The sequence below is a fragment of the Gottfriedia luciferensis genome (assembly GCF_002156865.1).
Classification (GTDB): Bacteria; Bacillota; Bacilli; order Bacillales; family Bacillaceae_G; genus Gottfriedia; species Gottfriedia luciferensis.
Genome location: NZ_NCTA01000042.1, coordinates 1 through 21,407 on the forward strand (window position 1 = coordinate 1; position 21,407 = coordinate 21,407).

The following is a 21,407-nucleotide window of genomic DNA, read 5'->3' on the forward strand; positions in this document are numbered from 1 at the left end:
CTGAGCCTCCTCGGCAAGCCTGCGGGGTCTCACCCTTCCCGCTACTCCCATAGGAGTCTCGCACCTTTCACTCCAATCAATGTCTTTAAATATTCTATAATTTAATTTCTTAAAAATCTTTTCCGAAAATATGCTTTTAATATATCAACACTTAACATTAACAGGCTAAAAAAGAAAATAACCCACAAAAAAATAAATTCCTTTGTGGGCTATTTCTTTTAAAATATGTATTTTAATAAATTACACGTTCACTTAATCGAATTAAACCTTTTTAACAAATTCTGATTTCAACTTCATCGCACCAAAACCTTCGATTTTACAGTCGATGTCGTGATCTCCTTCTACTAGACGAATACTTTTCACTTTTGTACCAATTTTAACGACAAGTGATGTTCCCTTTACTTTCAAGTCTTTAATGACAGTTACAGAGTCTCCATCGCTTAATACATTTCCATTTGCATCTCTTACGACTTTTTCTGACTCTTCTATATTGTTTTCAGATTCAGTTGTCCACTCATATCCGCACTCAGGGCATACTAAAAGATTCCCATCTTCATATGTATATTCTGAATTACATTTTGGACAATTTGGTAATTTTTCCATCTTATTTTCCTCCACTTACTGCTGTTAATTGGATTCAGTTCCATTTGTTAACCTCTTATATACTGGCATACTAAATAACGAAATTCAAGGTAAAATCTAAATTACAAAATTTTAATTTGTTCATTAAGCAAAATTTAAGATTTCGATTGTAATATAATTTTTGTAGAAAGAATCTTTTTCATTATGAAAATAAGCCCCCAATTATTTTCAAAAAAAAAGCGCATGACTTGAAGCATGAGCTTTCAGACTGCCCGCCAAACGCTCGCTTTCTTCGTTACTTCGCCTGCCTGTGGTACTCATATTACCGTCTATGGTAACACCGCTCCTCGCCGGCCTTCTTGCCTCGAAAGACAAGCGTTTTCAATCAGTCTGAAAATCAGATAAATAGGACTTTATCTACAAACTAAAAGCTCATGACTTGAGGCATGAGCTTTTTTTATAAAAATTATATTTCTAAAAGATTTTTTTCAATTAGAGAGTTTACCGCTGAACAAATCGCAATTTTTACATGCGCATATGTTAAGCCACCTTGTACGTACGCAATATAAGGTGCTCTAATAGGGCCATCTGCAGTTAATTCGATACTTGCTCCTTGGATAAACGTACCTGCTGCCATAATTACATCATCTTCATACCCTGGCATATAGTTTGCTGTTGGTGTAAAGTGAGCATTGATTGGTGAAGCGGCTTGAATCGCCTGACAAAATGCAATCATTTTGTCCTTATCATCAAATTGAACAGACTGAATTAGATCCGTTCTTACTGCATCCCATGAAGGATTTGTATTCATCCCCAATTTCTCTAAAAATGCTGCAGTAAATACAGCCCCTTTTAATGCTTGACCAGTAATATGTGGCGCCATGAAAAAGCCATGGTACATATCTTGTAATGCATAAAGTGATGCTCCCGCTTCTCGTCCAATTCCGGGTGAAGTTAAACGATAACCACATTTCTCTACTAAATCTTTACGACCGACAATATAACCTCCAGTTTTTGCAAGGCCACCACCAGGGTTTTTGATTAATGATCCTGCCATTAAATCCGCTCCAACATGACATGGCTCTTGCTTCTCTACAAACTCTCCGTAACAATTATCTACAAAGACAATTACATTAGGATCGATTTCTTTCACAAAATCAATCATTTCTTTAATCTGTTCGATTGTAAATGAAGGTCGAGTACCATATCCTTTTGAACGTTGGATTCCAATTACTTTTGTCTTACTAGTCATGCGATTTGCAACTTTTTCATAATTGATTCGTTCATCATTCACTAGTTCAATTGATTCATATCCGATTCCAAAATCTTTTAAAGAGCCGTTTCCGCTCTCCCCTCGAATCCCAACAATTTCTTCTAGTGTGTCATATGGTTTTCCAGTAATATAAAGTAATTCATCACCTGGACGTAAAACTCCAAATAATGCAGTTGAAATTGCATGAGTTCCAGAAATAATTTGTGGTCTAACTAATCCTGCTTCTCCACCTAAAACATCTGCAAATATTTCTTCTAAAGTATCTCTTCCGATATCATCATACCCATATCCTGTTGTTGGGATAAAGTGACTATCACTCACTTTATGTTTACGGAAACTTTGTAATACTCTAAATTGATTATATTCAATTACTTCATCGATTTCTTTCTGTCTTTCAGCTATTAAATTTTCTATATCTTCTACTATTGGTGCAATTTTTTCCCCGTTTGTTAAAAGTTCTAGCATTTTTTATTGCTCCTTATTTCTTCTATATCTTTTTACTGTGTCATAGATTGAATGTTCTTTAAAGACGTATCCAGTTATCTGATAGATTTCTGTTTCTTCATTAAAATGAATTGATTCAACCATTGTTAGTTTTTTTATATCATGAATCATTTTCCCCTCATAAGCTGGGACGAATGCTTCAAAATATTCCATATACTGCTTGCAGTCAAATTCGATTCGCTGACGTAGTTTTAATAGATCAGCTTCATTCAAAGCACTCATTTCAATAAAACCTTCTGAAGGTGAAGGTACAAAATTCTCATGCACTTGATCAATTTTATTATAGACAGTTAAAATTGGAATATTTTCAACATCTAGGTCATTTAACAGTTTCGATACTGTTACTTCATGACTTCTATAGTTTTCATGAGAGGCATCTACCACATGAAGAATAAAATCTGCTTCTGTAGCTTCTTCGAGTGTAGACCGGAATGCTGCAATAAGTGATGTCGGTAAGTCTTGAATAAAACCTACAGTATCTGTTAATAAAGTCGTCATCCCATTTGATAATACAAATTTTCGAGTTGTTGGATCTAATGTAGCAAATAATAAATCTTGTTCATATACATCAGATTTTGTTAGTCGATTAAATAATGTAGATTTTCCTGCATTTGTATAACCAACTAATGAAATATGAAACATTTCATTCTTCTTTCGACGTTCACGATAACGCTTTCGATGCTCAACAATTACTTTTAACTGTAGTTTTATATCATCAATACGTTTTCGAATATGACGACGATCCGATTCTAACTTTGTTTCACCAGGACCTCTTGTCCCAATCCCTCCACCTAGTCTTGATAATTCAGTTCCTTGACCAACTAATCTAGGCATTAAATATTGTAATTGAGCTAATTCAACTTGTAATTTACCTTCTTTTGTTTTTGCTCGTTGCGCAAAAATATCTAATATTAATTGCGTTCGATCAATTACTCTTTTTTCTAATCTTGCTGATAAATTTCGAATTTGTGAAGGAGTCAATTCATTATTAAAAATAACAACGTCAGGTTCCAATTCTGCAATCGCCGCTTCTAACTCTTCCACTTTACCTGTTCCTATGTATAATGCTGAATGATATTTCGTTCTTTTTTGAGATGTGATTAATACTACCTCTCCATTTGCTGTCTTAGTTAGTGATGCTAATTCTTCCATAGAATAATGGAATCGATCATCATCAACATTTTGAAGCTGACATCCAACTAAAATGGCTTTTTCTCTTAATTCATTTGACACAAAATTCCTCTTTTCTTTAATCAATTGTAAACGATTAAATCTTCTTTACTCTTAACTATCTCTTTATTATAATGATATCTGGACTAATTTTCATCTTTTTATTAAGGGCGGAGGAATTGCTTCTTGGAAACATGGGATTTATTTAGTATTATTGGGACTATTTCCTTTGCATTAAGTGGTGCAGTTGTAGCAATGGAAGAAGACTATGATTTATTTGGCGTATATATTCTAGGATTTGCAACAGCTTTTGGCGGTGGTGCATTACGTAATTTATTAATAGGTTATCCAATTAATTTTATTTGGAATCAAACAACAAATTTTACAATCGCATTGGTTGCTATGACGATTATCTTTTTCTTTCCACAAATATCAAATAAACCATTTAAGAAATTAGATATATTATTCGATTCAATTGGTTTAGCCGCATTTGCAATTCTTGGTGCAAAATACGCAATGGAATTAAAGCTACCTGTTAGTGCTGTAATCGTAGCTTCTGTTTTAACCGGAATTGGTGGAGGAATAGTTCGAGACTTACTAGCAAAAAGAAAACCAATGGTATTACATTCAGAAGTTTATGCTTTTTGGGCTATACTTGTTGGTGTTTTAATTGGTAATAAATTTGTAAACAGTAATTTTGAACTCTTAATTTTATTTATTATTATTGTTATTTTAAGATTATTATCGGTTCATTATAATTGGAGCCTTCCAAAAAGGTCATTTAAAGGTTCAACCGTAGAAGTAACTGAAACAAACAGTCAAAATTTAAATTAATTTTATAAGTCCAAAATAATAGCAAATCATTACGACACATTGTGTTCTAATGGTTTGTTTTTTATCCTACATAATTTACCTCATCTTGCCAACACTAGTTTAGAAAAATGGTTATGAGGTGAATTCATTTGAAGCGATATAATTTAACAAGTCATTCCATTGAAACAATTGAAGAATTTATGTTACCTTCAGACGGAGAAATTCTTTGGTATCACTTCAATCATGAAACATACGATGAATTGTCTTCAATTATTGAGACAATAAAAGTTCATCCCCTTGCTAAAATAAAATTATTACATAGCGATCCAAAACCCAGAATAAATGTCTTTAAAAATGAATCAGTGCTTTCCTTGTATGCCTTAACAAATTTTTTTAAACCTACTAAAATAAATGTCCTTGTTTGCAGTGATTTAATTATTTCGTTTATTGAAGATCAAGAGATTGACTTATTTCAATACGTAACCCAGGAATTTAATCAAAATTATATTAAACTGGATCATACTGGCCATATTTTATACCAAATCTTTCACGAGGTTATTGAAAAATTTTTAATCTCTTTGGATCGTTTTGCAAATGAAATTGAAGAGATTGAAAGAGATTTATTTAATGATCCTTTCAGAAAAGATTTAGATAAAAAAATATTTAATTGGAAAGTTCAACTTCAGGATCTACGGCAGCTTGTTGAACCACAAGTTAATGTGATTACACAAATAGTAGAAGCAGATTTTCCATTTTTAAGTGAAGATGCTGGTTTCTACTTTAATGAGCTGAAAGAAAATTACTGTCGAATCATTAGTGCACTAGATAATTTTAAGGAGAGTATGTCAGGTATTATTGATTTACAAATGTCCCTTAAATCCGACAGGACGAATGATATTATGAAAACTTTAACATTGATCAGCGCAATATTTTTACCAATGTCATTTCTAGCAAGTTTTTACGGAATGAATTTTATCAATATGCCGGAATTAAAATGGAAATATGGTTATTTATATTGTATTGTCCTAAATGTTATGATTGGAGTTTGGATTTCAATCTACTTTAAAGTTAAGGGCTGGTGGGGGAAAAAACATCATGCAAAATAACATATTTTAGTTCATCGTTTCAGATTTATCTGAGATAAATAAATCTTTTTCCTCTATTCTCATTAATAATTCTCGATTAAATTCAGTTTCTAATACTAATCTTGTTGCTTGTGTTCGAATTGATTTTTCTACAATATTTCTGACAAATCTACCATTGCTAAAATGCGCTCGATTTTCTAATTTGGCCTTCTGGATGTAGTCTCTCAATCGGTATTCCGCTTCACGTGACAAAATGTATTCTCGATCAACAAACATTTTCTTAGCTATATCCAGAAGCTCTTTAACCGAATAATCCTGAAATTCTAATATAAAAGGAAATCTAGATTTCAATCCAGGATTTAAACTTAGAAAATAATCCATTTCTGATGAGTAGCCTGCTAATATTAATACAAAATCCCCATGTTTATCTTCCATGTGTTTTACTAGTGTATCAATCGCCTCTTTACCGAAATCTTTTTCGCCACCTCGGCCAAGCGAATAAGCTTCATCTATAAAAAGAATTCCTCCATTCGCTTTTTTTACTAAATCTCTAGTTTTTTGTGCAGTATGCCCAATATATTCTCCAACTAAATCAGCTCTTTCAGCTTCAATTAAATGCCCCTTTGATAAAACCCCCATTTTTAAAAACAATTGACCTATTACCCTTGCTACTGTCGTTTTACCAGTTCCCGGATTCCCTTTAAACAACATATGCAACACTTGTTTTTCAGCTTTTAAGTTTAATTCTTCCCTTTTTTTATTAATAAAGATCCAAGCATAAATTTCATGAATCATTTTCTTAATTTCTTCCATTCCAATTAAATGTCTCAATTGATCTTCTATTTCAACTAATAATTCATGTTTAGGCTGATGAACAGTTTCAATTGTAGAATTTGGAGAAACCTCTCCACCTCTTTTTACTGTATTAAGAACAACATTTATTTGACCGTTATCTTTCAAACGTATTGGTTGCTCCAAACATGACACCTCTCTTTATCTGCCGACAATTTTTGCTTATTTAATTGCGCAAATTAACGAAAAAACTCGTTATTGCTCATTTCATGCGCTTTCCCGAGAAATTTCCTAATTACATTTTTATTATTATATGTACGAACAATCAGTTTCAAAACTCTATTTATTAACTATATAGATTAATTGGATAAGATTGTTAAATTTTACTAAAATCTAATAATTATTTGATATAATGATAGAAAAAGAGAAGAGTTGATATATTTGACGTTCCCAAACTTGACGATTGCTACTTTACCCGATGTCATCTTGCAATTTGCCTCTCACCTTAATAGTAAAGGAAGAAAAGAATCTACTATTAAACGATACTGTTATGATTTAGAAGATTGTTTCCGCTATTTCAAAAAAAACAATGAGAATTTTAATTTACTACAAGTTCATCATTTTAATGATTACTTTCACTATTTAACATCTGAACGGCAATATAACGAAAAAACAATGCACCGGATATTTGTTGTTCTTAATCAATTTTATAAATTTTTACAATCAAATAATTCATCTATTGAAAATTTCATTCCATTTACTAATTATGCCGCAGGCCCTTCTCGTGCACTCTCATCTGATGATTTTATAACAATTGAAGAAGAAAAAAAGTTAGTATCAATCGTTCAATCCACATCAGATTTATCAGAAAAACAATTAAAAGCGAGACCTTTTTTAATGGATCGAAACGAAATTATGATTCGATTAATGTTATTTTATGGTCTCACTTTAAAGGAATTAATTGATTTACAAATGCGAGATATCAATTTTGCATTAAACGAACTTGTTGTTCATAGTAAGGAAGGTTCAAAACGTACTGTTATATTAAAAAAAGAAGATCGAATACTTTTATATAATTATTTTGTAACAATTCCAGAGCCTGTAAGGCCCCATTATCATACTACTCACCCACTTTTTGTTGCATTTGACTTTAACAGGTTGACGTTTCATTGGGTATATGATACAGATTCACCTAAAGCACTTACAGAAATTGCTTTTCAAAAAATGCTCCGATTAGAAGTGAAAAGAGCTGGTCTAAGAAAAGGACTTTGCTCTCAACATTTGAGAAATACGTTTATTCTCAGAAAAATACAAGATGGATTATTAATGGAAGAAATACAAAATTTAGTAGGATTAAAAACCCCAGTTTCATTAAAACGATATGAACAATTTTTGCAGGAAAATGAACTACCTAAAATTTGAGGTTTAGAAGTGGCTTGTCTATTGGACCTATAAGGAGTTATGAATTTATCTATTTTTAACTCCTTTTTTTATTTAAGTATATTTAAATTTCGCTTGCATTAGCTCAGCAATTCCTATTAATTTTTATAGATTATACATTTAAATCCACCTCTGTAGTTTACATAATAATTTTATGGTCAATCTATCCCGTCAATGAGATATTGATTACCAAAATTACTAATACAAAAAAGAGCATTGACCTGATGATCAATGCTCTTTTTTAATTTATTTTACATTTCAATTTGTACATTTTTTGAAGGTACAAACGTTGAAATTGCATGTTTATATATTAATTGTTGTTTTCCTTCAACATCTAACAATACCGTAAAGTTATCAAAGCTTTTTACTTTACCTTTAATTTGAAATCCATTTAGTAAAAATACTGTAACCGCTAGATTATCTTTACGTAATTGGTTTAAGAACTGGTCTTGAATGTTGATTGATGTTTTCATGTCTTTTTCCTCCTCTTCTACCTCTACATATATTTATTCGAGATGAAATAGCCCTTTCCTTCAAGTAGAGCTAAAATTTCCTGTTTTTTTATATCGAAATTATGTCCATCCATTTCAAACCAATGAATGTTCATTTTATTTCTAAACCAAGTCATTTGTCTTTTAGCATATCTCCTAGAACTTTGTTTAATTAAATCGATTGCTTCTTCTTTTGTTAAGATTCCATCAAAATAATCGTAAAGCTCTTTGTAGCCAATTGCTTGAACTGACTGACAGTTCTTTATACCTTTATCATACAGGTCTTTTGCTTCATCCATTAGCCCTTCATTCAACATTAAATCTACTCGCAAATTTATTCGATTGTATAGAAGTTCGCGATCCATCGTAAGTCCAATTATTTGTGCATCATATAAATAGACAGGCTCTTTATTAAATGCAGTGTCTGAAAACTTTTGACCTGTCAGTTTGTATACTTCGATTGCACGTATGACTCTTCTAATATTATTCATATGTATTTGTTTTGCACTTTCTGGATCGATTTCTTTTAATTGATCATGTAATGCTTTATTTCCAAATGCCATTGCATAGCCTTCTAATTGATTTCTTAAAAGCTCGTCACCTTCTTGTTCAGCAAATTCATATTGCGTTAGAACACTTTGGATATATAATCCTGTACCTCCAACAATAATTGGTATTTTACCTCGATCTGCAATTTCTTTCATTTTTTCTCGAGCTAATGATTGAAAATCAGCAACAGTAAATGAAGCTTTTGGATCTAAGAAATCGATTAAATGATGAGGAATTCCTTCTTTTTCTTCTTCCGTTACCTTAGCTGCGCCAATATTTAACTCTTTATATACTTGCGTTGCGTCACCATTAATAATTTCACCATCAACAGCTTTTGCAAGTTCAATACTTAGTTTTGTTTTACCTACAGCTGTAGGTCCTACGATGACAATTACTTTTTGCATATTTACCATTGTAATCACATATACGCCTTTCTATACAACCTTTTCTTACTAGTCTAACTTAATTTTGAAAGTAGATAGCTCAATTTATTTATACCATATTTATACAAAAAAACCAATTCATGTGAACCAATTCACAAATTTTAAAAAGAAAGGGTTTTCATTTTAAACGAGGCAAAGTAAACTATTAGTAACTTAAAAAAAATGAGGTTATTATATGCCCGATTGGTCTTATCATACGATATTTAAACCGGTACTTTCTTTACTTCCTTCTGCAATCTCAAGAGAAATAATTCATAAAAGCATGAACTCTCTCTCGAAAGTCCCGTTTGGACCAAATATGATTGAATTTCTTGGTCATTTAAAAACAGATCATTCCCTTGAACACAAAATTCACCAATTAAACTTTCAAAATCAAATTGCTCTTTCTTCTATAATTGATCCTAATTTATCAGGTACAAATGCCTTTATGAATTTAGGATTTGGATTAATTGAAATTGGTCCAATTACTTTAGATAACTCCTTTACAAGTAAAAGCCCGCTCATTAATTTGAAAAAAGATCAAGTAATCGGCTATGAAGAAAATACTGCTCTACAGTTGGATGAGGCAATTGATAAACTTTCAAAATTAAATAAGAAAACCCCTATCTTTGCTAGAATTCTAGGGAGCTTTGAAGATTTTAAAATCATTGAATCGAAAATTTCACATTTAGTTGATTACTTTGTTATGAACAAAGAATTAACATCAGATTTATTTATAAATAAGTGGGATTCTTCTCTGCCGATTTGTCTTTCAGTTCAACCACACGAACTTTGTGATTTTAAAGTCAATTGTACGTATGATTCAATCTTAATCGAAGAAAATCCATCTTTAACTGATATGGAACAAAAGGAATATTTAATCAGTGCAATGAATCGATTTAAAACACAAGGTGTAGATAAACCTATTTTTACAAAAGGTGGTGTAATACAGCCAATTGACGCAATTGATATACTCAATGAAGGGGCAAAATTAGTTTTTTTAACCCATGGATATATCATAAGTGGTCCTGGCCTACCAAAAAGAATTAATGAAGTTTTATTGTTTAATAGAAATAAATCCGTACCAAGTTCAAATGGCTGGCTATGGTATTTTCTTTTTGGACTTCTTATGTTTGTCGGTGGGGTACTTGCGTTATTGATCAGCTTGACAACAATTATTTTGCCTTATGATGAACATTTTTTAAAAACGACTAGTTATGTTATTTTACAGTTTAATAGTAAAATCCTCCCGTTTATGTCACATGACCGGATGACGCTAGCAGGTACAATCATGTCTGGTGGAATACTATTCATGTCATTAGCTTATAACGGTATTAAACATAACTATCATTGGGCTAAAAAAGCTACAGATGTCAGTGGAATTGTTGGGTTTTTAGCAATTTTTTTATTTATCGGTTTTGGCTATTTTGATTGGTTACACGCTTTATTTTGGCTTGTATTAATACCTCCTTTTTTAATCGGATTTTTTAAAACAAAACAAATAAATAGAAGCCCTGAATCTCAAAATTTAACAAATCATACAGATTGGAAGTCTAGCTTAATTGGGCAACTATTTTGTATTATGTTAGGATTCTCTATCATTTTAGGAGGTTGCATAATATCCTATGTCGGAATCACGACTACATTCGTTCAAACAGATTTAAATTATTTATGCATATCACCTTCCCAAATGAATGCCTTTAATCAAAATTTAATTCCTGTGATTTCACATGATCGAGCTGGATTTGGTGGAGGTTTAATTAGTGTTGGTTTATTAATACTTATGATCTCTTTATGGGGATTTAGGCAGCATCATAAATGGATATGGTGGACATTATTTTTAAGTGGTATGCCAGCATTTATAACTGCATTTGGAGTTCACTTTATGATCGGTTACACTAATTTTTTTCATCTTTTACCACCAATCATTGCAATGACTTTTTTATTAATTGGCTTAGTAAAGTCGTATCAATTTTTGAATATAGATCAAAAAAGGTAGGATCATTCCTACCTTTTCGTAACTTCTCTTAAATCAGAACTTTTTATTTATTTTCTTCAACTGAATCATTCTTTCTTATAATAAAGTAAACTGGTAGACCGATTAGTGTTAATCCAATTCCCCAAAAGGCTAATATTGTTTGGGTAATTAGTGTATTCACTACAATAAAAACTCCACCAATAATTGCAACTGATAGAACAATTGGTAAGAATGGTACTTTATATGGTCGGTGTAAATCTGGTTCCCTTTTTCGCAATATGTAAACTGCAATAAAAGTTAGCGTGTAAAATATCCAGATAACGAATACCAACATATCTGTTAACAAATCAAATCCGCCAATAAACATCATAATGATTGCAACTACAAGGATAAACAGTCCCGCATTATAAGGAATGCCAGTTTTAGATAATTTCCCAAACCATGAACTAAATGGTAACTTGTTCTCTCTTGCCATTACATATGGTACTCGCATTCCTGTCATTGTATAGCCATTTATCGTTCCAAAGACAGATATTAAAATTCCAATTGAAACAATTTTCCCACCGATATCTCCGAATAATATTTTTGAAACTTCAGTAGAAGGTGTAGTAGTAGCTGCTAGTTGACTAGCGGTTAATACGAATAGAAAAGATAGATTAATTAATAAATACACTACCATAACGGCAGCAATTCCAAAAACAATCGCCTTTGGAAGATCATTTTTTGGATTTTTCATTTCCCCCGCTATGTTTCCTACAAGTATCCAACCATCATAAGCAAACATTGTTGCAAGTAACGCGGAACCTAATGAAGAGAAGAAAGTCCGATCTGCTCCTGCATTAATCGGAAATAATTGAAAAGTTACATGCCCTTCATGTGCAATTCCAAAAATAATTAAAATAGCTAATGGAACCAGTTTACAAAATGTAAATAAAATTTGAATGCTTCCAGCAGTTTTTGCTCCTAAGAAATTCATGAAAGTAATAAAGATGGCTGTAACCACGGCTATAAATGTCACAGTAGATATACGTTCATTTGCATTCACACTAAAAATTGAAACTGCTTGTGTTCCAAAGATAATTGAAAGAGCTGCTATATTTGCTGGAAAATAGATAATTGTTTGTGCCCATCCTAATAGATAAGCGGCCATATCTCCGTATGTATGTTTTAAATATGCAATCATTCCGCCTGTTTTAGGAATTGCAGCAGCTAACTCAGCTCCAGTTAATCCAGCACAAATCGTAATTACTCCACCTATAACCCAAGCTAATAGACCTAGGCTAGCAGTTCCAGTAGCTCCATAAACTGCAGTAGCTTTAAAGAAAACTCCACCACCAATTACAGTTCCAATTACTGTTGTTAAAGCTGCTATAAACCCCATTTCTCTTCTTAGTTTATTTTCAGTCAATCAGACCACCCATTCTTTCTTCGTTTAGCAAAGAATTTAGTTACTTTGTCACTTAACTTCATTTCCAAAGAAGTGCTCACAAACACTTGATATTCGTTCTAAATCAACATTTCCTCCAGAAATAATGGCTACCACTTTTTTATCTTTTACATATTTTGCAACTTTACCTGATAAGATTGCTGCTGTTGCTAACGCACCTGCTCCTTCTACAACAGCTTTTCCGCGTTGGAGTAAGTCTTTCATAGAAACTTCAATTTCCTCTTCAGTAACAGTCACAATCTCATTAACTAACTCCTTCACAATTTCATATGTTAGTTTTCCAGGAACTTTTACTGAACAACCATCAGCGATTGTTGGTGCAGTATAATTGCTCACAATCTCACCCGCATCAATTGAAGCCTTCATACCATGAACATTCTCTGCTTGTACTCCAATAATGTTAATTGATGGATTAAACGATTTTAAAGCAACTGCAATTCCAGAAATTATTCCTCCACCTCCAATCGGAACAATAACCGTTTCTACATCCCACAAATCATCTAAAATTTCAATCCCAATCGTTCCTTGACCAGCCATTATATATACGTCGTCATATGGATGGATGAATGTTTCACCTGTTTCATCTCTTACCTTTGCACAATAATCTTTTGCATCATCAAACGTATCGCCATATAAAATAATTTCTGAACCATAACCTTGCGTTGCTTCAACCTTTGCCTTTGGAGCAGATGAAGGCATAATAATTTTACTTTTAATGCGTAATAGTCTAGCAGAAAGTGCAACTCCTTGTGCATGGTTACCGGCCGAACAGGCAATAATTCCTTTATTTCTCTCCTCTTCTGTTAAATGAGAAATTTTATTAAATGCTCCACGAAACTTAAACGAACCTGTTAATTGCATATTTTCAAGCTTCAAATAAATTTCACCATCTGTTTTTGATGTTAAATAAAATGATTTTACTAAAGGAGTTTTTCTTACTTTTCCTTCTAGTAGTTCATAAGCTTTTTTAATATCTTTAATCGTTAATGGTAATGATTTATTGTTTAAATTCATTTTCAAACATCCTTTATCTGTATTTGTATCACTAACAACGATTCACATATATTTTGGCATTTTCTAAAATTGTCCTGATAAGTTGTAAAACGATATATACTTGATAAAGTCAGTTTGTGTCATATTCTAAAACAAAATACTAAGAACAGTTTGTTATGAGCAGGAACAAGGAAAGGCAGGATCAAAGAGAAAGGAAAAGAGATTAAAAAAAATTTTATTTATTTCCAAATATGTTTTCCTATTCTTTCCCTGCCTTACCTGCTCTTCCTGCTTTTTATTAACAGGGCTTAAAATAAAAAAAGAAGGAGACAAATTGTCTCCTTCCCATTAATTAAGCTTGCGTTACGTTTAATTTTGCAGCTAATTTATTAAGCATGTCTTCAGTCATACGATCTAGATCATACTTTGGATCAAAGTTCCATTCTTGTTTTGCTGCTGAGCAATCAATTGAATTTGGCCAAGAGTTTGCAATCCCTTGACGAATTGGATCGATATCAAAATCTAATGTAAATTCTGGAATAAATTTACGAATAGATGCCGCAATTTGAGTTGGTTCAAATGACATTGCAGTAATATTAAACGCATTACGGTGTTTTAGTTTTGATGGATCTGCTTCCATTAATTTAATAATTGCATCAATAGCATCAGGCATATACATCATATCCATGTATGTTCCTTCGCCAATAAATGATGTATATTTCTTGTTCTTTAATGCTTCATAATAAATATCAACAGCATAGTCAGTTGTTCCGCCACCAGGAACAGTATCGTAAGAGATTAATCCTGGGAAACGTACGCCACGTGTATCTACTCCAAATTTTTCAAAGTAGTAGTCACATAATAATTCTCCAGCAACTTTTGTTACACCATACATAGTTGTTGGACGTTGGATTGTATCTTGCGGTGTATTGTCTTTAGGCGTATCCGGTCCGAATGCACCGATTGAACTTGGCGTAAAGAATTTTAGTCCTAATTCTCTAGCAACTTCAAGTGCGTTTACTAAACCACCCATGTTTAAGTCCCATGCTAATGTTGGTTTTGCTTCAGCAACAGCTGATAAAAGAGCTGCTAAGTGAATGAAAGTATCAACTTCATACTTTTTAGCTATTTCCAACATTTTTTCTTTATCCATAACATCTAAAATTTCAAAATGTCCAGACTCTAAAATCGGGCTTCCTTCAAGACGACGGATATCTGTTGCAACTACATTTTCAGTGCCATAATCTTTTCTAAGACGCATGGTTAATTCCGAACCGATTTGTCCAAAACAACCTGTGATTAATATTTTCTTCATCCCTAAATCCACCTTATAGTATTTATAAATCAATGTATGTTTTTATCTAAATTATTTAATTACGTTTAATTCACGGCCAACTTTTTCATAAATCGCTAAAGTCTGATCTAGCATTTCTTTTGTATGTGCAGCAGTTGGCATATTACGGATACGACCTGTTCCTAGTGGTACAGTTGGGAATACGATTGATTTTGCATATACTCCCTCTTCGTATAATCGCTTAGAGAATTGTTGTGTAAGATTTTCGTCACCAATAATACATGGTGTAATCGGAGTTTCTGACTCACCAATATTAAAACCAAGTTTTGATAAGCCTTCTTTTAAGTAGTCTCCATTTTCCCAAAGTTTTTCAATTCTTTCTGGCTCTTCAGACATAATACGAATTGCTTCAATACATGCTGCAGCGTTTGCTGGTGTTAATGAAGTAGAGAATAGGAAAGGACGTGCACGAACTTTTAACCAATCGATTAATTGTTGTGAACCTGCTACGTAACCACCTACAACTCCAACAGCTTTCGAAAGTGTTCCAATTTGGAAATCGATCTTATCTGATAGTCCGAAATGCTTAACTGTACCGGCACCTTTACCCATAACACCAGAGCCATGAGCATCATCGATATATGTAATTAAGCCAAATTCTTCAGCAATTTTTACGATATCAGGAATATTTGCTACGTCTCCATCCATAGAGAAAACACCGTCTGCAATGTACATAACTTTTTCATATAATCCACATGTCGTTGCTTCTTTTGCTTTTTCACGTAAATCATCCATATCTTGGTGTTTTACACGAATAATTTTCGCTCCAGAAAGTCTGCAGCCGTCAATAATTGATGCATGGTTTAATTCATCAGATAAAATCGCATCTTTTTTCGTCATTACAGCAGAAATCGCACCCATATTACAATTAAAACCAGACTGGAATGCAATAGCAGCTTCAGTATGTTTAAATTCTGCAATCGCTTTTTCAAGTTGGTCGTGAATATCCATCGTACCATTAATTGTACGTACCGCTCCTGCACCCACTCCGTATTTCTCAGTTGCTTCAATCGCTACATTTTTTAAACGTGAGTCAGTTGCAAAACCTAGATAATTATTTGAAGATAAATTTATAAATTTTTTGCCACCAATTTGAATAATCGCTTCATTGGATCCTTCTAAAGAGTTAATCTCATTATAGAGCCCTTTCTCTTTTAACTCATTTAACTGTGGAGTTAAAAATGCTTCTAATGCCTTACTTGACATAAATATCAGCTCCTTAATCGTATTCTTTTATTAGTTTAAAGGAGTAAGCCCCTAACTTTTATATTCATTACTTATTATTAAATAAATATAAAAAATTATCGTTTAATTATTTTCCATTTTTGTGAGATAAAACTATTTATGTAATGTTCACAATGTAGTAAATTGAGGCTTTCCGAATACAATTATAAATCGGTTACATTGCATAAGGAATACTTTTATTTAAAATTTATTTGAAAAAGGTTGAATTTAAATTATTATAAAAATTCATGTAATTCAAATATTATTCAGATTGTTTTTTTGGTAAAACATCTATTTAAATAAAAAAAGCATAATTCTTAAATTATGCTTTTAATTGGTATATATAAGATTGCTTTCTTTAATTTCACTTTGTTGTATGTCTTTTAAATATGGAGCCTGTTGATTTCCACTACAGGGGGCTCGCTTTCCGTGGGACGTGAGCTGAGCCTCCTCGGCATGCCCGCGGGGTCTCAGCCTTCCTGCATTTCCAACAGGAGTCGAGCGCCCTTTCGTTCCAATCTGCTTGGAAAATAAAAGTGTTTTCTAGAACCAACAACTTTAGAATTCTCTGTATTGATCAATTTACCTGTAAAATAATAGATTTTGTAATATATTCTTATGGAAGTTGTCTAAAATGATATTTACAATCAACCTTCCTTATAAAAAGTGTTTTCCTAATAAAACATTTAATTACAAGTTTACTTATTATTCATTTTTTTAAAATCTTTAATATTATTTTATACAATCACGAGATTAGGCTCTAATTTGTGTTACAAGATTTTGTCCTGCTTTCTTTTCATTTGATAAATATCTTGATAAACCAAATGTAATCATTAAAGCAATCAGTACAGGAATTGAGCCAATCCATGTTATCGAGCTAATTGACCATTGACTAACGACAAGTCCACCGATTGCTGCTCCAAATGCAAAACCTAGTTGCATCATTGATTGATTAAGTCCTAATAGGACATCAGAGGATTTAGGTGAGATTGTGGCCAAATTAAATTGTTGAGTTGCTCCAGATGACCAACCAGAAAATGACCAAATTGCTAGGATAATCATGACAATATTAATGGGACTTGAAATGAATGCTAGTAAGATTGACGATAAAATATTAAGGACTAGTCCTCGTTTTAAAGTAATTGTAATCCCCCACTTGTCTGCACTAAATCCTCCAAACTTTGATCCAAATAAACTTGCTATACCAAGAATCAGTAAAGCAAAACTTAAGACTTGATCACTTATTCCAGTTGTTTTTATTAGATATGGAGATAAATAAGTAAAGATGATTCCGTAGCCACTCATTAAGAAAAATGTAATTGATAAAGCAAGAGCGATCTTTGGTTGTTTAATCATTGCAACTTGTTTTACTAACGGTATTGGTAAGTTACCATGAGATTGTGGGATTGTTTTTATGATAATTGCTAATGAAATTAATACTAGTATTGCAACCCCAAGAAAGACAAATTTCCAATCATAAGCAGCTGTTATAAATCTGCCAATCGGTACACCTATAATTAATGAAGCCGTAAATCCCATTACAACAGTTGCAATTGAGCTTGCCTTTTTATCTGCAGGTGCAATTTTTGCAGCCAAACTTAGTACAGTTACTACTGTAACTCCTGCACTTAGAGCCATAATAATTCGTGCAATCATAAATACTCCATACCCTGGGGCAATCACTGCCAATAAATTACCTATAATAAATACACTTAGAGAAATTAAAAGTAATTTTCGTCGCTCAATTTTAGCAAACATTGCCATTAAGATTGGTGTACCGATTGCATAAGTAAGTGAATAAACCGTAATTAATTGACCTGCTGCTTCAATTGAAATACCAAGTACCTCAGCCATTTTATCTAGGATACCAGATATAACATATTGAGCTGTTCCTACTAAAAAGCTTATCATTGCTAAAATATAGATTTTCCCTTTATTTGACATATTTATATTCCTCTCAACATAATATAGTAATTTATATATTTCTATAAATACCGAAATAGACTTTTTTTAAAAAAGGAAGCTAATTCCAGCTTCCTTTTGCGATCATTATTAAATTAATACACCTAAATGCTTTTTAGCATCATATTCTTCAATTTCTTTACCATTTTTTAATCGATTTAATAGGTCTGGATTTGAGATTAAAGGACGACCAAAAGCTGCAACATCAATTGTTCCTTCTTCTAATGCTTTATTTGCCATTTCTGGATCCAATGTACCTACACCAACAATAGCTCCATCCCAATATTTACGGACTAATTGATGCATTGTTTTTCCATCTGCAAGTATACGTTCAAATTGCATAATTGAAGGATGTAATAATGTTGCACCAACTTCTTTAAATGCATCAATAAATGTACGAATTGCATAATCAGGATCTTCCCACATATAGTTTGGAACATCTGCCTTATGAGCAGAAAAACGGATCATCGTTCTTTCTGTACCGATTGCATCAATAACTGCTTTAATAACTTCTTTCATCAAAGTAAGTCTTTGAGGAAGATCCCCTCCATATTGATCAGTACGGTGGTTTGTGATATCTGAATTAAATTGATCAATTAAATATCCATGTGCTGCATGAATTTCAACGCCATCAAAACCTGCTTCAATTGCATTTCTTGCAGCTTGAGCATATTGAGAAATTACTTCCTGAATTTCTTCGACTGTCATTTCTTCTGGAATATCGTATGGTTTACGGAAACGTGAAACTAATCCTTCTGCTCTTATTGCTGAAGGTGCTTGAGGTAGGAAATTTCCAGTTATCTCATGATGAGACAAACGTCCGACATGCCAGATCTGAGAAATCATTGTTCCTCCTTCTTTATGAACAGCATCAGTTACTTTTTTCCAAGCTTTAATTTGTTCTTCAGAATAGATTCCTGGCGTTCCTGGATAACCTTTCCCACGAGGACTAATGATCGTTCCTTCAGAAATAATTAACCCTACTCCATCCGCAGCACGTTTTCGGTAATATTCAACTACATCATCGCCAACTACACCTGTTTGGTCATCAGCAAAACATCTCGTTAATGGAGCCATGGCTGTACGACTACGAAGATTCCATGCGCCAATCTTTACAGGTTCAAAAAGCTTACTTTCAGAACCGTTTTTTAATTTCCCCCAATTTTGTTCGTTATTTACTAAACTCATAATTAGATCCCCCTACTTATTTTTATTATTCGGTATTTCTATAAATACTGAAATAATTAATAAAAATATTCCGCTTTATTTTCAAAGTAAAGCGGGAGCATATTTTTCTAAAACCTCTCGTTGTAAACTATAGTATCTGAAGGTTCCCTCTTTGCGGACGGTTAATAAACCGCAATCAAGTAATGGTTTTAAATGATGAGTCAATGTAGAATTAGCCGATACTTTTATTTGATTTTTCATTTCAAGACAAGCTAATTCCGATTGTTTAGCAAGTACTTTAACGATCTGCAATCGAGTAGATTCTCCTAATGCTTTATAAACCTTTACTGTAATATCATCGTTCACCACTATAAACCTCCTTTCAAGTCCAATGCTTATTTCAGTATTTCTAGAAATATTGTATTTAATCAACTAATCAGTGTCAAGATATTTAAACTTGTCATTATAAATTTTGCTTATTTTTTTTACCATTATTCAATCTGAGATGTATCAACAAATGATTTTAAAAAAGCACTATGAAACTGAAATAAATAAAAAATCCCCTAACTTAATAGGGGATTTCAGTTTGTAGACAAAGTCCTATCTATCTGATTATCAGACTGATTGAAAACGCTTGTCTTTCGAGGCGCGAAGTCTGGCGAGGAGCGGAGTTACCCTTAGACGGTAATGAGCACCACAGTCAGGCGAAGCAACGAAGAAAGCGAGCGTTTGTCATCAGTCTGAAATTAGATAAGTAAATTAAACAATGTTGGGTTATTATTTATTTCCATGAAATGAATTCCGTGACAATTCATACGATTGATCAATGCTTCGTAGTCTGATTTATTTGCTAATTCAATTCCTACTAAAGCTGGACCATTATCTTTATTATTTTTCTTAGTATATTCAAACCTAGTGATATCATCATTTGGACCTAAAACTTTATCAAGAAATTCTCGCAATGCTCCTGAACGTTGTGGGAAATTAATAATAAAATAATGCTTTAGCCCTTCATGTATTAATGATCTTTCTTTTATTTCTTGTAGTCGGTCGATATCATTATTTCCTCCTGATATGATACAAACGACATTTTTTCCTTTTATTTCTTCTTTCAGTAACTCTAATGCTGCAACAGACATTGCACCAGCTGGTTCAGCGATTATAGCATTTTTATTATATAGTTCCAAGATTGTTGTACAAATCTCACCCTCAGGGATTGCAACAATTTGGTCAAGTACTTCTCTACAGATTTCATATGTTAAATAGCCGACTTGCCCAACTGCAGCTCCATCAACGAATTTTTCGATAGTTGGTAATGAAACTACACGACCGCTCGCAAACGATTCTGCCATCGAAGCCGCTCCTAAAGGTTCTACACCTATAACCTTAGTTTGTGGACTAATTCCCTTTATGTATGTACCGACACCGGAGCTCAGTCCTCCTCCACCTATCGCCACAAATAGATAATCTACTGGTCTGTCAATTTCATTTAAAATTTCAACAGCAACAGTGCCTTGTCCAGCAATCACATCCGAATCATCAAATGGATGAATGAAAGACATTTCATTCTCATCACAATATTTTTGGGCATTTTGATTTGCAATGTCAAATGTATCACCTACTAATACGACTTCAACAAATTGGCCACCGAAAAATTTCACTTGTGATACTTTTTGATTAGGTGTAGTAGATGGCATAAAAATTTTCGCATACACTTGCAATTGATTACATGTATAAGCTACTCCTTGTGCATGATTACCAGCACTAGCACAAACTACACCTTTTTGTCTTTCTTCAAAAGACAAATTGCTAATTTTGTAATATGCTCCTCTTAGTTTAAACGATCGAATAATTTGTAAGTCCTCTCGTTTTAAAAATACATTACATTCATATTTTTCACTAAGCATTGTACTAATCTGCAAAGGAGTTTTGTTTGTTACTTCTTTTAAAGTATTATAGGCAACTAAAATATCTTCAATTTTTACGGTACTTTTTACTTTTTCCATATTACTACCTACCCTTTGCAATTTTTAATATCAAATTTTTGTATACGTTTCATTATAGTAAAAGTTAATCAATAAATAAACAGAAAATTCATTATTTTTGTGAAATATTTGTTAAATTTAAACACAATAAAAAAAAACATTTGATTTGGATTTAA

18 protein-coding genes are annotated in these 21,407 nt (G+C 32.6%); 4 read left to right on the top strand and 14 right to left on the bottom strand.

Annotated elements, in window-relative coordinates:
* Positions 1 to 261: 261 nt before the first annotated feature.
* The 3 genes from B7R67_RS18635 to hflX form a co-directional block, all read right to left on the bottom strand.
* On the bottom strand, positions 262 to 603 hold the full coding sequence (locus B7R67_RS18635; protein WP_088072499.1) for a zinc ribbon domain-containing protein YjdM: 342 nt from the start codon (positions 601 to 603) through the stop codon (positions 262 to 264).
* Between the two features lie 445 nt (positions 604 to 1,048).
* On the bottom strand, positions 1,049 to 2,320 hold the full coding sequence (locus B7R67_RS18640; RefSeq protein ID WP_088072500.1) for a methionine gamma-lyase family protein: 1,272 nt from the start codon (positions 2,318 to 2,320) through the stop codon (positions 1,049 to 1,051).
* A 3-nt stretch (positions 2,321 to 2,323) separates the two neighbouring features.
* Complete coding sequence (gene hflX, locus B7R67_RS18645; RefSeq protein WP_088072501.1) at positions 2,324 to 3,592, bottom strand: GTPase HflX; 1,269 nt, start codon at positions 3,590 to 3,592, stop codon at positions 2,324 to 2,326.
* Between the two features lie 123 nt (positions 3,593 to 3,715).
* Here hflX and B7R67_RS18650 point away from each other — a divergent pair, with 123 nt between their 5' ends.
* On the top strand, positions 3,716 to 4,363 hold the full coding sequence (locus B7R67_RS18650) for a trimeric intracellular cation channel family protein (RefSeq protein WP_235822210.1): 648 nt from the start codon (positions 3,716 to 3,718) through the stop codon (positions 4,361 to 4,363).
* Between the two features lie 128 nt (positions 4,364 to 4,491).
* Positions 4,492 to 5,448 (top strand): magnesium transporter CorA family protein, encoded by a 957-nt coding sequence (locus B7R67_RS18655; protein ID WP_088072502.1) that lies wholly within the window; start codon positions 4,492 to 4,494, stop codon positions 5,446 to 5,448.
* Between the two features lie 6 nt (positions 5,449 to 5,454).
* Here the strand turns inward: B7R67_RS18655 and spoVK are convergent, their stop codons facing one another.
* Positions 5,455 to 6,405, bottom strand: coding sequence for a stage V sporulation protein K (gene spoVK / locus B7R67_RS18660; RefSeq protein WP_088072503.1), 951 nt, complete (start codon positions 6,403 to 6,405; stop codon positions 5,455 to 5,457).
* A 255-nt stretch (positions 6,406 to 6,660) separates the two neighbouring features.
* On the opposite strand from spoVK, the gene B7R67_RS18665 reads away from it, so the two are divergent.
* On the top strand, positions 6,661 to 7,641 hold the full coding sequence (locus B7R67_RS18665; RefSeq protein WP_235822211.1) for a tyrosine-type recombinase/integrase: 981 nt from the start codon (positions 6,661 to 6,663) through the stop codon (positions 7,639 to 7,641).
* 269 nt (positions 7,642 to 7,910) lie between these two features.
* On the opposite strand, the gene hfq is transcribed toward B7R67_RS18665, so the two are convergent.
* Positions 7,911 to 8,132 (bottom strand): RNA chaperone Hfq, encoded by a 222-nt coding sequence (gene hfq / locus B7R67_RS18670; protein ID WP_056470298.1) that lies wholly within the window; start codon positions 8,130 to 8,132, stop codon positions 7,911 to 7,913.
* A gap of 23 nt (positions 8,133 to 8,155) precedes the next feature.
* Positions 8,156 to 9,118, bottom strand: coding sequence for a tRNA (adenosine(37)-N6)-dimethylallyltransferase MiaA (miaA, locus tag B7R67_RS18675; protein WP_407920410.1), 963 nt, complete (start codon positions 9,116 to 9,118; stop codon positions 8,156 to 8,158).
* A gap of 199 nt (positions 9,119 to 9,317) precedes the next feature.
* On the opposite strand from miaA, the gene B7R67_RS18680 reads away from it, so the two are divergent.
* Positions 9,318 to 11,120, top strand: coding sequence for a dihydroorotate dehydrogenase (locus tag B7R67_RS18680; RefSeq protein WP_088072505.1), 1,803 nt, complete (start codon positions 9,318 to 9,320; stop codon positions 11,118 to 11,120).
* 43 nt (positions 11,121 to 11,163) lie between these two features.
* Here the strand turns inward: B7R67_RS18680 and B7R67_RS18685 are convergent, their stop codons facing one another.
* The 8 genes from B7R67_RS18685 to ilvA form a co-directional block, all read right to left on the bottom strand.
* Complete coding sequence (locus B7R67_RS18685) at positions 11,164 to 12,480, bottom strand: APC family permease (protein ID WP_407920411.1); 1,317 nt, start codon at positions 12,478 to 12,480, stop codon at positions 11,164 to 11,166.
* 75 nt (positions 12,481 to 12,555) lie between these two features.
* On the bottom strand, positions 12,556 to 13,560 hold the full coding sequence (tdcB, locus tag B7R67_RS18690) for a bifunctional threonine ammonia-lyase/L-serine ammonia-lyase TdcB (protein ID WP_088072507.1): 1,005 nt from the start codon (positions 13,558 to 13,560) through the stop codon (positions 12,556 to 12,558).
* Between the two features lie 331 nt (positions 13,561 to 13,891).
* Entirely contained in the window at positions 13,892 to 14,854 is a 963-nt protein-coding gene (locus B7R67_RS18695; RefSeq protein ID WP_088072508.1) for an L-threonine 3-dehydrogenase, read from the bottom strand.
* 51 nt (positions 14,855 to 14,905) lie between these two features.
* A complete protein-coding gene (locus B7R67_RS18700; protein ID WP_088072509.1) occupies positions 14,906 to 16,099 on the bottom strand; it encodes a glycine C-acetyltransferase in 1,194 nt (397 codons plus the stop codon).
* Between the two features lie 771 nt (positions 16,100 to 16,870).
* Positions 16,871 to 18,061: an MFS transporter gene (locus B7R67_RS18705; RefSeq protein WP_088072510.1), complete on the bottom strand. Its 1,191-nt coding sequence runs from the start codon at positions 18,059 to 18,061 to the stop codon at positions 16,871 to 16,873.
* 108 nt (positions 18,062 to 18,169) lie between these two features.
* On the bottom strand, positions 18,170 to 19,267 hold the full coding sequence (locus tag B7R67_RS18710; RefSeq protein WP_088072511.1) for an alkene reductase: 1,098 nt from the start codon (positions 19,265 to 19,267) through the stop codon (positions 18,170 to 18,172).
* Between the two features lie 81 nt (positions 19,268 to 19,348).
* Entirely contained in the window at positions 19,349 to 19,612 is a 264-nt protein-coding gene (locus B7R67_RS18715; RefSeq protein WP_088072527.1) for an ArsR/SmtB family transcription factor, read from the bottom strand.
* Between the two features lie 380 nt (positions 19,613 to 19,992).
* Positions 19,993 to 21,252 carry a threonine ammonia-lyase IlvA gene (gene ilvA / locus B7R67_RS18720; protein WP_088072512.1) on the bottom strand — a complete coding sequence of 420 codons (1,260 nt, stop codon included), beginning with the start codon at positions 21,250 to 21,252 and terminating at the stop codon, positions 19,993 to 19,995.
* Positions 21,253 to 21,407 lie beyond the last annotated feature (155 nt).